Annotated in this window: 14 protein-coding genes; 10 read left to right on the forward strand and 4 right to left on the reverse strand. The window is 72.4% G+C overall.

The genetic code is table 11. The annotated features are described in order from the left end of the window. Nucleotides 1-83 precede the first annotated feature (83 nt). Nucleotides 84-368, reverse strand: a complete 285-nt coding sequence (locus ACFQTY_RS13730; protein ID WP_337972676.1) for a metal-sensitive transcriptional regulator — start codon at nt 366-368, stop codon at nt 84-86. 149 nt (nt 369-517) lie between these two features. Here ACFQTY_RS13730 and ACFQTY_RS13735 point away from each other — a divergent pair, with 149 nt between their 5' ends. The 7 genes from ACFQTY_RS13735 (at nt 518) to nhaA (ending at nt 7,084) form a co-directional block, all read left to right on the forward strand. Then, entirely contained in the window at nt 518-1,744 is a 1,227-nt protein-coding gene (locus ACFQTY_RS13735; RefSeq protein ID WP_378101364.1) for an FAD/NAD(P)-binding oxidoreductase, read from the forward strand. Between the two features lie 83 nt (nt 1,745-1,827). Beyond that, nucleotides 1,828-2,142, forward strand: a complete 315-nt coding sequence (locus ACFQTY_RS13740; RefSeq protein WP_378101366.1) for a TusE/DsrC/DsvC family sulfur relay protein — start codon at nt 1,828-1,830, stop codon at nt 2,140-2,142. Then, nucleotides 2,142-2,669, forward strand: coding sequence for a DsrE/DsrF/DrsH-like family protein (locus tag ACFQTY_RS13745; RefSeq protein WP_378101369.1), 528 nt, complete (start codon nt 2,142-2,144; stop codon nt 2,667-2,669). The genes ACFQTY_RS13740 and ACFQTY_RS13745 overlap by 1 nt, the downstream gene beginning before the upstream one ends. Nucleotides 2,670-2,801: 132 nt before the next feature. Next, nucleotides 2,802-3,530, forward strand: a complete 729-nt coding sequence (locus tag ACFQTY_RS13750) for a hypothetical protein (protein ID WP_378101371.1) — start codon at nt 2,802-2,804, stop codon at nt 3,528-3,530. Between the two features lie 9 nt (nt 3,531-3,539). Next, the gene (locus ACFQTY_RS13755; protein WP_378101373.1) at nt 3,540-4,346 is read left to right on the forward strand and encodes a hypothetical protein; all 807 of its coding nucleotides are present in this window, start codon (nt 3,540-3,542) and stop codon (nt 4,344-4,346) included. A gap of 10 nt (nt 4,347-4,356) precedes the next feature. Then, on the forward strand, nt 4,357-5,079 hold the full coding sequence (locus ACFQTY_RS13760) for a hypothetical protein (protein WP_378101376.1): 723 nt from the start codon (nt 4,357-4,359) through the stop codon (nt 5,077-5,079). Nucleotides 5,080-5,227: 148 nt separating this feature from the next. After that, nucleotides 5,228-7,084, forward strand: coding sequence for a Na+/H+ antiporter NhaA (nhaA, locus tag ACFQTY_RS13765; RefSeq protein WP_378101379.1), 1,857 nt, complete (start codon nt 5,228-5,230; stop codon nt 7,082-7,084). A 3-nt stretch (nt 7,085-7,087) separates the two neighbouring features. Here the strand turns inward: nhaA and ACFQTY_RS13770 are convergent, their stop codons facing one another. The 3 genes from ACFQTY_RS13770 to purT form a co-directional block, all read right to left on the reverse strand. Continuing rightward, on the reverse strand, nt 7,088-8,035 hold the full coding sequence (locus tag ACFQTY_RS13770) for a DMT family transporter (RefSeq protein ID WP_378101382.1): 948 nt from the start codon (nt 8,033-8,035) through the stop codon (nt 7,088-7,090). A gap of 146 nt (nt 8,036-8,181) precedes the next feature. After that, a complete protein-coding gene (locus tag ACFQTY_RS13775; protein ID WP_291757458.1) occupies nt 8,182-8,451 on the reverse strand; it encodes a Rho termination factor N-terminal domain-containing protein in 270 nt (89 codons plus the stop codon). Between the two features lie 126 nt (nt 8,452-8,577). Continuing rightward, on the reverse strand, nt 8,578-9,861 hold the full coding sequence (gene purT, locus ACFQTY_RS13780; protein WP_378101385.1) for a formate-dependent phosphoribosylglycinamide formyltransferase: 1,284 nt from the start codon (nt 9,859-9,861) through the stop codon (nt 8,578-8,580). A 159-nt stretch (nt 9,862-10,020) separates the two neighbouring features. Here purT and ACFQTY_RS13785 point away from each other — a divergent pair, with 159 nt between their 5' ends. The 3 genes from ACFQTY_RS13785 to ACFQTY_RS13795 are packed head-to-tail and all read left to right on the forward strand — an operon-like array spanning nt 10,021 to nt 12,768. After that, the gene (locus ACFQTY_RS13785; protein ID WP_378101388.1) at nt 10,021-10,950 is read left to right on the forward strand and encodes an ABC transporter substrate-binding protein; all 930 of its coding nucleotides are present in this window, start codon (nt 10,021-10,023) and stop codon (nt 10,948-10,950) included. 10 nt (nt 10,951-10,960) lie between these two features. Beyond that, nucleotides 10,961-11,977, forward strand: a complete 1,017-nt coding sequence (locus ACFQTY_RS13790; RefSeq protein ID WP_378101390.1) for an amino acid ABC transporter permease — start codon at nt 10,961-10,963, stop codon at nt 11,975-11,977. 26 nt (nt 11,978-12,003) lie between these two features. Further along, nucleotides 12,004-12,768, forward strand: a complete 765-nt coding sequence (locus ACFQTY_RS13795) for an amino acid ABC transporter ATP-binding protein (RefSeq protein WP_378101811.1) — start codon at nt 12,004-12,006, stop codon at nt 12,766-12,768. Nucleotides 12,769-12,814: the final 46 nt, after the last annotated feature.

The following is a 12,814-nucleotide window of genomic DNA, read 5'->3' on the forward strand; positions in this document are numbered from 1 at the left end:
TCAGCGGGACGCCGCCGAGTCCAGACCGGCTGGGCCTCGGTTGCTGCGGTCCGGGCCTGGCCGGTCCGGTCAGGTGCGTCCGGTCAGGCGAGCGAGAGGAAGAGCCGCTCCAGCTTCGCCACGTCCAGCTGCTCCGTGGCGTCCTCGTCCTGCGCACCATCGGCTGCGGGGGTCAGGCACTGCTTCATCCCGGTGGCGATGATGGCGAAACCGGCCCGGTCGAGGGCCCGGCTGACGGCGGCGAGCTGCGTGACGACGTCCTCGCAGTCCCGGCCCTCCTCGATCATCCGGACGACCGCACCGATCTGGCCCTGGGCGCGCTTGAGCCGGTGGATCGCCGTCCCCAGCTGGTCGACATCGAGCTGCATGAGGCCATCCTCTCCTACGTCGTGCCTGGTCCGATGGTACCCCCAGGGGTAACCGGGCCCTTGGGCCCAGGCGCCCCCTGCCACGACGCCTAACGTCGACTTCAGGACGCCGTCGACGAGGACGGCGCGCCGTGAGAAGGGGCTCACCGATGCACGTTCTCATCCTCGGTGCCGGTACCGCCGGGACCATGGCGGCAGCGGGTCTGCGGCACCACCTCGACCAGGGTCATCGCATCACCGTGGTGGACGTGGACGACCGACACGTCTACCAGCCCGGACAGCTGCTCCTGCCGTTCGGCACCTACCGCGAGTCGCAGCTGGTCCGGTCCCGTCGCGCGGTGCTCCCCCGCGGCGTGGACGTGGTGACGGGCGAGGTCGACTCCGTCGACACGGCGGCCGCGAAGGTGCGCCTGGTGGACGGGAGCGAGCTCTCCTACGACCAGCTGGTGATCGCCACGGGCACGACGCCGCGCCCGGACCAGACGCCCGGGATGCTCGACGGTGCCGGTCTCGCCCGGGGGGTGCACGAGTTCTACACGCTCGAGGGGTCGATCGCCCTGCGCGAGGCGCTCGCCCGCTTCCAGGGCGGCCGGCTGGTGGTCGACATCGCCGACAACCCGATCAAGTGCCCCGTCGCGCCGCTCGAGTTCACCTTCCTGGCGGACGCCTTCCTGCGTGCGCGCGGCCTGCGCGACGCCACCGAGCTGGTGTACGTCACGCCCTTGGACGGCGCGTTCACCAAGGAGGTCTGCTCCAAGCGCCTCGGCGGGATGCTCGGTGACCGGGGCATCTCGATGGAGGCCGACTTCCTGCTCGAGCACGTCGACGCCGATGCCGGGCGCATCGTGTCCTACGACGAGCGCGAGGTCGACTTCGACCTGCTCGTCGCGGTCCCCGTGAACATGGGTGCCGACTTCGTGGCCCGCGCGGGCCTCGGTGACGAGCTCAACCACGTCCGGGTGGACCCGCACACCCTCCAGGCGGTCGACCACCCGAACGTCTGGGCCGTCGGGGACGCCGCGAACCTCCCCACCTCCAAGGCCGGGTCGGTCGCGCACTTCTCCATGCCGGTCCTGGTGACCAACGTGTCGGACGCGATCGCCGGACGGGCGCCGTCGGCGTCGTTCGACGGGCACTCGAACTGCTTCATCGAGAGCGGTGACGGCAAGGCGCTGCTGATCGACTTCAACTACGAGGTGGAGCCCCTGCCGGGCACGTACCCGCTGCCGCGCATCGGCCTGCCGCTGCTGAAGGAGAGCCGGCTGAACCACTGGGGGAAGCTCGGCTTCCGCTACCTCTACTGGTACTTCCTGCTCCCCGACCGGCCGCTGCCCATCAGCTCGCGGATGTCGATGCTCGGCAAGCACGCCGCCTGACGCCCGCCTGACACCCCGGGTCCCGGATCTCCCCGACCGGGGCCCGGCCACCACCCTGCACCACCGAAGAGAACGGAGACACCGTGCCCGTCACGACCATCGCCGGCCGTCAGGTGCACGTCGACGCGGAAGGCTTCCTCACCGAGTACGACGAGTGGGACGAGTCGCTCGCCCCCGTCCTGGCCAAGGCCATCGGCATCGAGCTCACCGAGCGCCACCTGGAGGTGGTGCGCTTCCTGCGCAAGGACTTCCTCGACCAGAAGGAGACCGCCACCACCCGTCGCGTGCAGGCGGTGGGCGGCATCCCCGTCAAGGAGCAGTTCGCCCTGTTCCCCGCCAAGCCCGGCAAGAAGATGGCGTACATCGCCGGCCTGCCCAAGCCGAAGGGATGCGTGTGATGTCCGACGAGACCTTCTTCGCGCCCGACTTCGGGTCCGACGAGCCCACCGGCCGCAAGCTGGCGATCATCTGCTCCAAGGGCAACCTCGACATGGCGTACCCCGGGCTGATCCTGGGCAACGCGGCCCTCGGCGAAGGCGTGCAGGTCGACCTCTTCTTCACCTTCTGGGGCTTCGACATGATCATGACGGAGCGCGCCGACGACATGGCGTTCAGCCCGGCGGGCAACGCCGCGATGCGGCTGCCCGTGGGCAACCTGCGGATGCCGCAGTCGCTCGCGCCGGCCCCCGGCATGACGGCGCTGGCCACCCGGATGCTCAAGCGGTCCATCGCCGACATCGGGGTGCCGACCGTGCCGGAGTTCCTCGACCAGATCGTCGCCTCGGGCGGCCGGTTGTGGGCCTGCCGGATGTCGGCCGACATGTTCCACGTCGACAAGGAGGACCTGCGCGACGACGTGGAGGCGATCATCAGCGCCTCCGACTTCATCGAGATGACGGAAGGCGCGCAGCTGCTCTTCATCTGAGCTCTGGTCCGGGGGGGACGCCCTGCCGGTGCCGCCGACCGCGGTGGCACCGGCAGCGGCGTATCTGGCCGGTGTCGAGCGCCCTCCTCCTTCGTGTCGCGGACCAGCCGGACCGCGAGAAGGAGGGGCACCATGAGTCTCACCGAAGGGTGGGCCGTCTTCGTCTCCGCACACGAGTCGGCCCTGAACGACCTGGTCACAGCGCTGACCACCGCACGACCGCACCTGTTGTCGTACGGGTCGCCGGCGTTCACCCCCGTGTCCACCCGGTTCGACACCGCCATGGCGGCGATCCCGTTCCCGGGCACTGGCGGCATCGACTGGCACGTCCGCTTCACCACGCCTCACCTGGACCTGTACAAGCAGGAGGACCCGCTCCCGCCGGAGCTGACCCTCGGCCCCGGCGAGTTCTCGCTGACGACCACCGTGCAGCTGTGCGTCGACTGCACCAGTCGCGGCGGCAAGGGCGACCCGACGCACGGGGACCGTGCGCACGGCGCCGACGAGCGCGCTGCCCGCGAGGCGGCCAAGGCCGAGCGCGAGCGGTGGGACGAGTCCCGCGGCAAGGCGCGCAACCCGATCTGCACGGAGCTGGGCGTCGCGGCCATCGGGCACCTCGTGCCCACCTCGTCGGGCGGTGAGCCCGCCGTCGGCTTCGCACTGGACGCGATCGAGCTGGTCGACGTCACCCCGGACTCGCTCGAGTCCGTGCTCGAGTGCCTGCTCGGCACCGTGCTGCGCGCGGTGCTGGCCACGCTCGCCATCCCGCTGTCGGCCATCCGGGTCGGCGCCTTCACCCTGACACCGGCGCAGGGCCCGCTGATCGAGGCGGACGCCGTGCTGGCCCGCGGAAGCCTCTAGGAGCAACCGATGCCCGAGATCATCGCCGCGATCGACGAAGGCGCGGCCACCACGATCTTCACCACCCTCGCCGCCGGGCTGCCGCCCCAGTCGTCCTCCGGCAGCAGCTCGTTCGGCCCATTCACGGCGGGCTACGCCGCCACCGCGACGCTCTCGTCGCCCGGGACGGTGGACCTGATCCCGCCGGGGACCATCCGCGTCGCCGACCTGCGGATGGACTGGCACCTGCACCTGTCGTTGTCGCTGGACATCGGCGACTTCCTGCCGGACATCCACATCCCGCAGGTCTGCGTGCACATCCCGTGCGTCGGGGACGTGTGCACCCCCAAGATCGACATCGTCTGGCCCACGGTCACCGTGCCGATCGATCTCTCCGACTACGTCAAGACCACGGTCGACCTCGGCATCGCCGTCACCCTGGTCGCCGGGACGTGGAAGGTCGAGGGCGTGGTGCAGGGGGTGCCCAACCTGCAGTTCGGCCTGACCACGGCCGCGATGCTCGCGGTGGTGGGTGCCGCCGTGGCAGCAGCCGTCGCGTGGGTGCCGCTCATCGGGCCGTTCCTCGCGGTGCTCGTCGCCGCAGTGGTCGCCGCCATCGGGGTCGCGGGGCTGACGGGCCTGCTGGGCCCCATCCTCACGCCGTTCATCAGCGGCACGCGGTTCCCGGTGTACGCCCAGCCGCAGCTGTTCACGGTTCTGCCGGCGGCCGGGGCCAACGACCCCGCGGTCACCATCACCCTCGACACGATCGCTGCCGAGGTCCAGCACAACCCGCCCGAGGACGAGCTGGTGCTCTCCGCGGACATCAGCGCGTGAGGAGGGCGAGATGATCACGGACCAGCTGGACAGCCGCGTGCTGCGGTTCACCGACAGCTACGCGCAACGGTTCATGAGGCCGGGCACGTACCGCTACGGGGTGGTCGCCGCCGGTGCGCACCCGACGAAGGCGGTGGCTGTCGAGGCGGTGCGGTCGTTGCACCGCGGTTCGGCGGCGGCGCCCTTCACGGTGCAGGTCGAGGAGGGCGAGGCCGGCGCGATGGCGCAGACGGTGCTCACGGTCCGCCGCGAGGGCACGCGCTTCGTCGTCGACCAGCCGACCGTCCGCATCCGGACCGGCGACATGGTGATGTGGCACGGCACCGACGCCTCGTGGCCGTTCGCGATCGCCGGCGAGAAGGAGTTCTTCGGCAGCGACCGGCTGGTGAACGAGTCGGGCTTCTCGCACGCGTTCACCGCCGCCGGCACGCACGAGTGGGGTGACGCCTACGGCTCCGGGCTGCGGGGGACGGTGCGGGTGCGTCAGCCGCGGCTCGGATCGGCCAAGGACGTGGAGGCGTGGCAGTCCCGGCTCTCGGCCGGCACGCTCGTCACGATCACCGATGCCGTGGCCGAACCGGCCGAGGTGGACCTCGTCGTCGGGCAGACGGTGTTCTTCGTCGTCACCCGTGGGCCCGGGGTGTCCGTGACGGACGTGGACCTGCTGCCGCCGGTGGGCAAGGGCGACGGCGACGAGGACGACGAGCCCCGCACGGCTGCCGCGGCGTCCTGAGCGCCACGGAGCACGGCGAGGGCGCCGGGGCGACGCGACCGCCCGGCGCCCTCGTCCGTGGGCCTGTCGGCGCCGACCGCCGACGGGGAAGATCGACCGGGTGCCCGCAGTTGGCACGACCAGACGCCCACGGTCGACGGGAGGCCCCATGAGCACGGACCTGCAGCTGACCAGCGCGCCGCCGCCGGCGCCGCGCGCGCCGCGGATGGACCGGGACCGCGCGTCGGCCGCCCTGCTCGTCGCCGCGACCGTCGCGGCTGTCGTGTGGGTCAACTCCCCCGTCGGGCACAGCTACGGCGCCTTCTGGGGAACCCCCGTGGGCCTGTCGCTCGGGTCGGCCTCGATCCAGCTCACCCTGCACTCGGTGGTGAACGACGCCCTGATGGCGGTCTTCTTCTTCGCCGTCGGCCTCGAGGTCAAGGACGAGGTCACCATCGGGCAGCTGTCCGAGCGTGCGCGCGCCGTCGTGCCCGCGGCGGCTGCGCTCGGCGGCCTCGCCGTACCGGCGCTGATCTTCCTGCTGGTGGCCGGCCGGTCGGGCGACGCCCACGCGTGGGGCGTGGTGATCTCCACCGACACGGCCTTCCTGATCGGCGCGCTGGCCCTGATCCGCCCCCGGCACCCCGCGCGGCTGCGAGTGTTCCTGCTGACCATGGCGGTGGTCGACGACGTGGGCGCGCTGACCGTGATCGCCCTCTTCTACACCGCCCACCTGCGGCTCGGCGCGCTGCTGGTCGCCGCCGTCACGGTCGGGCTCATCGCGCTGGTGCGGTTCCTGCCGTCCGGCCGAGGGCCGGTCTACGGGGTGCTCGCCGTGGTGCTGTGGTTCGCGCTGCACGCGGCCGGGGTGCACCCGACGTTGACCGGCGTCGCCGTCGCGCTGCTGATCCCGGTGTTCGCGCCGCGGCGCCGGGACGTGGAGAACGTCGAGGCGCTGACCCGGGCGTTCCGGCAGTCGCCCAACCCCCGCTACGCCGCCGCCGCGACCCGCGGCCTGCGGGAGTCGATCTCCATCAACGAGCGGCTGCAGGTCGCCGTCGCGCCCTTCGTGTCGTTCGTCGTCCTGCCCGTCTTCGCGCTGTCCAACGCCGGTGTGCCCCTGGACGCCGGGACGTTGCGCGGCGCGCTGCGAGCCCCGCTCTTCTGGGGCGTCGTGCTCGGCCTGGTGGTCGGCAAGCTGGTCGGAATCACCGGCGCGACCGCGCTGGTGGACCGCAGCAGCTGGGGGCGCCTCGCACCGGGCCTCCGTCTCCGCCGGGTCGCGGGCGGTGCGGCCCTCTCGGGCATCGGCTTCACCATCGCCCTGCTGATCGCCGACATCGCGATCCCGGACCCGGTCGCTGCCGCCCAGGCACGTGTGGGGGTGCTGGTGGCCTCCGTGCTCGCCGCCGGTCTCGGGTGGGCGCTGCTCGCCGTCGTCGACCGGTGGTCGCCGCCGGTGGCCGTGGGCAAGACGCTGCTGCGGCCGTTCGACGCCCAGCGCGACCACTACCGCGGCCGGCCCGACGCCCCGATGGTGATCGTCGAGTACGGCGACTTCGAGTGCCCCTTCTGCAGCCGAGCCACCGGGTCGGTCGACGAGGTGCTCGCCGAGCTCGGCGACGACGCGGTGTGGGTGTGGCGGCACCTGCCGCTCGTCCGGGTGCACCCCCATGCGCGCGAGGCGGCCGAGGCGGCGGAGGCAGCCGACCGCCAGGGTCGGTTCCTCGACCTCGCGCAGGTGATGTTCGCCCGGCAGGACCACCTGGAGCGCGAGGACCTGCTCGCCTACGCCGACGAGCTGGGGATGGACGTCGACCGCTTCGCCCGGGACCTCGAGGACGGCGACGTGTCCCGACGCGTGCAGGACGACGTCGACGACGCCGACCTGATGGACCTGCTGTCCACCCCGACGTTCTTCGTCAACGGCAAGCGGCACGTCGGCCCCTACGACGCGGCGAGCCTCGTCACGGCGCTCCGCGCCCCGCTGCACGAGACGGGCACGACCGCACCCGTCGCAGGCTGACGGTCAGCCGCTCAGCCGCACGGCGAGGATCCCGGCCAGCACCAGGACGGCGCCGCCGAGCCGGGGCGCCGTCAGGGGTCGCCGCATCGCACCCAGGGCGCCGGTGTGGTCGACGACGAGCCCGGCGACGATCTGACCCAGGAGCACGACGCTGACGGTCAGGGACGTCCCGAGCAGGGGTGCGTCGAGCGCGTTGACCGCGACGAAGGTCGCACCAAGCAGACCGCCGCTCCAGCCCCACCACGGCGGACGCGCCCACGCGCCGGCCCCGACCAGGCGGCCCCGCGCCGCCAGCACGGCGTTCAGCACGACGAGCGCGACGGTGCCGACCAGGAACGACGCGAGGGACGCGCCGATCGACGAGCCGAGCGCCCTCCCCAGCTCGCCGTTCACGGTGGTCTGGACGGCGCTCAGGCCCCCCGCCAGCACCGCCGCCACGGCGAGCAACGGCAGGGCGCGCGACGCGGCGGCGCCCGGTGTAGGCGCTCCGCCGGTCCGCGGGCCCGGGCGGCGGCGCAGGTTGACCAGCACCGCCCCGACGACCACCAGCGCCGTGCCGAGCACCCGCCAGACCGTCAGCGTCCTGACCGCCACGCCGAACGCGCCCGTCACGTCGATCAGCAGCCCGCCGAGAACCTGACCGAGCACCGGCAGCACGACGGTCACCGAGGCGCCGAGCCGGCGCATCAGCACCATGTTGAGGGTGAGGAAGACGACGCCGCACAGGCCGCCGATCCAGATCCACCACGGCCGGTGCGCCACCGTCGCACCCACGGCGAGGGACGGCCGCAGCACGAGGACCACGACGGCGAGGAAGACGGTCCCGATGCCGAAGGACACCAGCGACGCCAGGAACGTCGAGCGCAGCGACGCGGACAGACGGGTGTTGACCGCCGTCTGCACGGGCAGCAGCGCCCCGGCGGCCACGCCGAGCACCGCAGCGAGCAGCATGTCCCTCTCCCCTCGTCCGACCAGGCCGGCCGGCGGGGTGGGACAGGGTGCCGTCCGCCGGAGTCGTCAGCGCGGACCGTCCCGCCGGGCGAGGGTAACCGACACCTGCGACGCCGCCTGCGAGGCGGCGCCCGGTTGCGCCGGCGTCAGTGGTGCCGGAGCGCGTCGACCAGCTGGGCCTTCCGCATGTGCGACCTGCCCTCGATGCCGATCTGCGCGGCCCTCTTGCGCAGCTCGTCCACCGACCACTCCTCGTACTGCTCGCTGCGGCCGCCCTTGCGGCCGACCGCGGAACGGGAGGTGGCGGCCGCCGCGTTCGCGATCCGCGCGCTCTTCTCCTTCGAGTTGCCCTCGTCGCGGAGCTTCTCGTACAGCTCCTTGTCCTTGACGCTGGGTCCGGGGTTGCGTCCAGGCATGGTGGCCGTCCTCCTCCGGCAGCGCACCTCGCCGGTGCGCCTGAGCACCGATGCGCTCGGCCGAGCGCTCCTCCACTGTCACGCGGTGGTCGGGCGGCCGCATCCGGTCGGCGCCCCCGCCCGGCGTCAGTGCAGCTCGACGCGCAAGGCCTCCGCCGCCGCGCGCGCCCGCTCGCGCGCCTGCGCCACGTCGGTCCCGCGCGCCAGCGTGACCGCGACCCGCCGGTGCCCGTGCACGACCGGCTTGCCGAACAGCCGCACCTGCGCCGTCGGCACCCGCAGCGCCTCGTCGACACCCGTGAACACCGGGATGCCGTCGCCCGACGCCAGCACCGCGCAGGAGGCGGCCGCCTCCTGGTCGGAACCGGCCCCGAGGCGCAGCGGCTCGGGCGCGGGCAGACCGAGCACCGCGCGTGCGTGCAGGCCGAACTCCGACACGTCCTGCGACACCAAGGTGACCAACCCGGTGTCGTGCGGGCGCGGGGACACCTCGGAGAAGAGGACGCGGTCGCCGACGACGAACAGCTCGACGCCGAACAGGCCGAAGCCACCGAGCGCGCCCGTGACCTGCTCGGCGATGCGCCGCGCCTCCGCCAGCACCTGCGGGTCCAGGGCCGCCGGCTGCCACGACTCGCGGTAGTCGCCGTCGACCTGGGTGTGCCCGACGGGCTCGCAGAACGTCACGCCGTCGACGTGCCGCACGGTGAGCAGTGTGATCTCGGTGTCGAAGGGCACGAAACCCTCGACGATGACCCGGACCGGGGCGTCGTCGTCCGCGGCGGCAGCCCGACCGCCGGTCCGCGCGACCCGCCAGGCTTCCTCGAGACCGTCGGCCGACCGCACCAGCGACTGCCCGTGCCCCGACGACGACATCACCGGCTTGACCACCACAGGCAGCCCGAGGTCGTGGACCGCCGCGCGCAACCCCTCCAGCGAGTCGGTGAACCGGTACGGCGAGGTCGGGACGCCGAGCTCCTCGGCGGCGAGGCGCCGGATGCCCTCGCGGTCCATCGTCAGCCGGGTCGCCCGCGCCGTCGGCACCACGCGCACCCCGGTCGCCTCCACCTCGGCGAGCACGGCCGTGGCGATCGCCTCGATCTCCGGCACGACGACGTGGGGTCGCTCGAGGGCCAGCACCGCTCGCAGCGCCTCGGGGTCGAGCATGTCGACGACGTGCGACCGTGCGGCGACCGCCATCGCGGGGGCACCGGCGTACCGGTCGACGGCGACCACCTCGACGCCGAGCCGCACCAGCTCGATCGCCACCTCCTTGCCGAGCTCACCGGACCCCAGCAGGAGCACCTGGGTCGCCGTCGGCGTCCCCGGCGTCCCGAGCGTGCCGGGACGCCGCGCGGTCGGGGGCTCTCCGGGGGTGGGCACGGCGTCGGACGGGCTCGAAGCGGGGGTCATGGTGCGATCCTCCCGCGGACGGCAGCGCACCGGTGCGACACGGCGCCGTAACATGTGCCCGCTAAGTTCCGCCCCGGGCGCCGACCGAGTTCCGGTGCCTGATCCTGCCGACTCCCGCCAGCGACCGCCGGCGGGATGCGAGCCGCCTGGAGGCCTTCCGTGCGCACTACGCCCCTCGCCCTCGTCGCCGTCGCCGCGGTGACCCTCAGCCTGACCGCCTGCGGGGGTGGCAGCGGTACGCCGGCCGCCTCCTCCTCGGGCTCGGCCGCCGGAGCGAGCGCCGCGGCGACCTTCGACCCGTCGTCGGTGAAGAAGGACGACACGCTGGCTGCGCTGCTGCCGGACAAGGTGAAGAGCGCGGGCACCCTGACGGTCGGTGCGGACACCTCTTACGCCCCCGCCGAGTACATCGCCGAGGACGGCAAGACGCCCGTCGGCTACGACGTCGACCTCGCCAAGGCGATCGGCGCGGTGCTCGGCCTGAAGACGACCGTGCAGTCGGCCGACTTCACCGGCATCATCCCGGCGATCGGCTCGAAGTACGACGTCGGCATCTCCTCGTTCACCATCAACGCGGACCGCGAGAAGCAGGCGAACATGATCGCCTACTTCCAGGCCGGCGAGGCGTACGCCGTGCAGAAGGGCAACCCGAACAAGGTCGACCCGACCAACCTGTGCGGCCTGACGGTGGGCATCCAGACCGGCACGGTCGAGGACGACGAGTTCAACGCCGTGATCGCCAAGTGCAAGACCGACGGCAAGAAGGCGCCGAACCCGCTGAAGTACGCCAAGCAGAGCGACGTCACCACTGCCCTGGTGGGCGGCAAGGCCGACGTGATGTACGCCGACTCGCCGATCATCGCCTACGCGATCGCGCAGACCAACGGCCAGCTCGAGCAGCTCGGCGACGTGTTCTCGAGCGCGCCGCAGGGCATCGTGGTGTCCAAGGACGACACGGCCCTGACCACCGCGATCCAGAAGGCCGTGCAGAAGCTGATCGACGACGGCACCTACGGCAAGATCCTCACCGCCTGGGGCAACCAGGCCGGCGCGGTGAAGACGGCCGAGCTCAACCCGACCGTCAGCTGAGACCGCGACGGTGAGCAGCCCCACGGGGTCCGACGCGACCACCCCCGGCCGGGAGCCCGAGCGCATCCACGCGGTGCCCGTGCGCTACCCCGGCCGGTGGGTGGCCGCCGTCGTCGTCGCGGTGATCGCCGCGATGGCGGTGCACGGACTGATCACCAACCCCCGGTTCGCGTGGCCGACGGTCGGCAAGTACCTGTTCGCCACCCCGGTGCTGCAGGGCGTGCTGTGGACGCTCGCGCTGACCGTCGGGTCGATGGTGATCGCCGTCGTCCTCGCGGTCCTGCTCGCCGTGATGCGGGGCTCGGACAACCCGGTGACCCGCGCCGTCTCGTGGTTCTACATCTGGGTGTTCCGCGGGACCCCGATCTACACCCAGCTGGTGTTCTGGGGCCTGATCTCGGTGCTCTACCCGAAGATCTCGCTCGGCGTCCCCTTCGGTCCCGAGTGGTTGAGCTTCACCACCAAGGACGTCATCACGGCGTTCCGCGGTGCGCTGCTCGGCCTGGCCCTGAACGAGGCGGCGTACCTCGCGGAGATCGTCCGCGCCGGCCTGCAGAGCGTCGACCGAGGTCAGCACGAGGCCGCACGGGCGCTCGGCATGAAGGAGGGCGCCATCCTGCGCCGGGTGGTGCTGCCCCAGGCGATGCGCGTGATCGTGCCGCCGACGGGCAACGAGACGATCTCCATGCTCAAGACGACGTCGCTGGTGCTGGCGGTGCCGTTCACGCTCGACCTGAACTACGCGACGAGCGCCGTCGGCAACCGGATCTTCCAGCCGGTGCCGCTGCTGATCGTCGCGGCGTTCTGGTACCTGCTGGTCACCAGCGTCCTGATGGTGGGTCAGTACTACCTGGAGCGGTACTACGGCCGCGGCTTCGACGTGCACAAGGTGACCGCCGGCCCGCAGGGACCGCGGCGCGGTCGAGCCGCACGGCAGGCGGCCATCAACGCCGCGCACACGACGCCGGAGCCGACCCCGCTGGACGAGATGGGCGGCGGCCTGCACAACCCCGGGGGTGTCCAGTGAGCACGACGACCGACGCCACCGTGCCGATGGTCGAGCTGCGCGGCGTGCACAAGTGGTTCGGCGACGCGCACGTGCTGCGCGGCATCGACCTGGTGGTGCCCAAGGGCACCGTCTGCGTGGTGCTCGGGCCGTCCGGATCCGGCAAGTCGACCGCGCTGCGGTGCATCAACCAGCTCGAGGAGATCGGTGCCGGCCGGGTGATCCTCAACGGTGAGCTGATGGGTTACCGCGAAGGTGTCCGGGGTGGCCGGCCGGCGCTGTACCGGCTGCACCCCAAGGCGATCGCGCACCAGCGTGCCGAGGTCGGCATGGTGTTCCAGCGGTTCAACCTGTTCCCGCACATGACGGCGCTCGGCAACGTCGTCGAGGCGCAGGTGGAGGTGCTCCGGCGCAGCAAGGACGAGGCGCGCACGCGGGCGGTGGACCTGCTGCGTCGGGTCGGCCTCGACGACCGGATGGAGCACTACCCGGCACAGCTGTCCGGTGGCCAGCAGCAGCGCGTGGCGATCGCGCGGGCGCTGGCGATGGACCCCGAGCTGATGCTCTTCGACGAGCCGACGTCGGCCCTGGACCCCGAGCTGGTCGGCGAGGTGCTCGCCGTGATGCGGGACCTCGCCGGGTCGGGCATGACGATGATCGTGGTGACGCACGAGATCGGGTTCGCCCGGGAGGTCGCCGATCAGGTGGTGTTCATGGCCGACGGCGTCGTCGTCGAGCAGGGCACTCCCGACGAGGTGCTGGGCGCCCCCCGCGAGGCGCGGACGCGCGACTTCCTCTCGCGTGTGCTCTGATTCCCGCACCCTCTGAGACCTGCGTGACCTGAGCCCCGCCTGCCCT

It is taken from the genome of Cellulomonas sp. T2.31MG-18 (assembly GCF_964266755.1).
Lineage (GTDB): Bacteria > Actinomycetota > Actinomycetes > Actinomycetales > Cellulomonadaceae > Cellulomonas.

Coding starts and splice junctions, on each gene's coding strand:
- ACFQTY_RS13730 (WP_337972676.1), bottom strand. CDS start 368: ATGCAGCTCGATGTCGACCAGCTGGGGACGGCGATCCACCGGCTCAAG.
- ACFQTY_RS13750 (WP_378101371.1), top strand. CDS start 2,802: ATGAGTCTCACCGAAGGGTGGGCCGTCTTCGTCTCCGCACACGAGTCG.
- ACFQTY_RS13755 (WP_378101373.1), top strand. CDS start 3,540: ATGCCCGAGATCATCGCCGCGATCGACGAAGGCGCGGCCACCACGATC.
- ACFQTY_RS13745 (WP_378101369.1), top strand. CDS start 2,142: ATGTCCGACGAGACCTTCTTCGCGCCCGACTTCGGGTCCGACGAGCCC.
- ACFQTY_RS13770 (WP_378101382.1), bottom strand. CDS start 8,035: ATGCTGCTCGCTGCGGTGCTCGGCGTGGCCGCCGGGGCGCTGCTGCCC.
- nhaA (WP_378101379.1), top strand. CDS start 5,228: ATGAGCACGGACCTGCAGCTGACCAGCGCGCCGCCGCCGGCGCCGCGC.
- ACFQTY_RS13760 (WP_378101376.1), top strand. CDS start 4,357: ATGATCACGGACCAGCTGGACAGCCGCGTGCTGCGGTTCACCGACAGC.
- ACFQTY_RS13775 (WP_291757458.1), bottom strand. CDS start 8,451: ATGCCTGGACGCAACCCCGGACCCAGCGTCAAGGACAAGGAGCTGTAC.
- ACFQTY_RS13735 (WP_378101364.1), top strand. CDS start 518: ATGCACGTTCTCATCCTCGGTGCCGGTACCGCCGGGACCATGGCGGCA.
- ACFQTY_RS13795 (WP_378101811.1), top strand. CDS start 12,004: ATGGTCGAGCTGCGCGGCGTGCACAAGTGGTTCGGCGACGCGCACGTG.
- purT (WP_378101385.1), bottom strand. CDS start 9,861: ATGACCCCCGCTTCGAGCCCGTCCGACGCCGTGCCCACCCCCGGAGAG.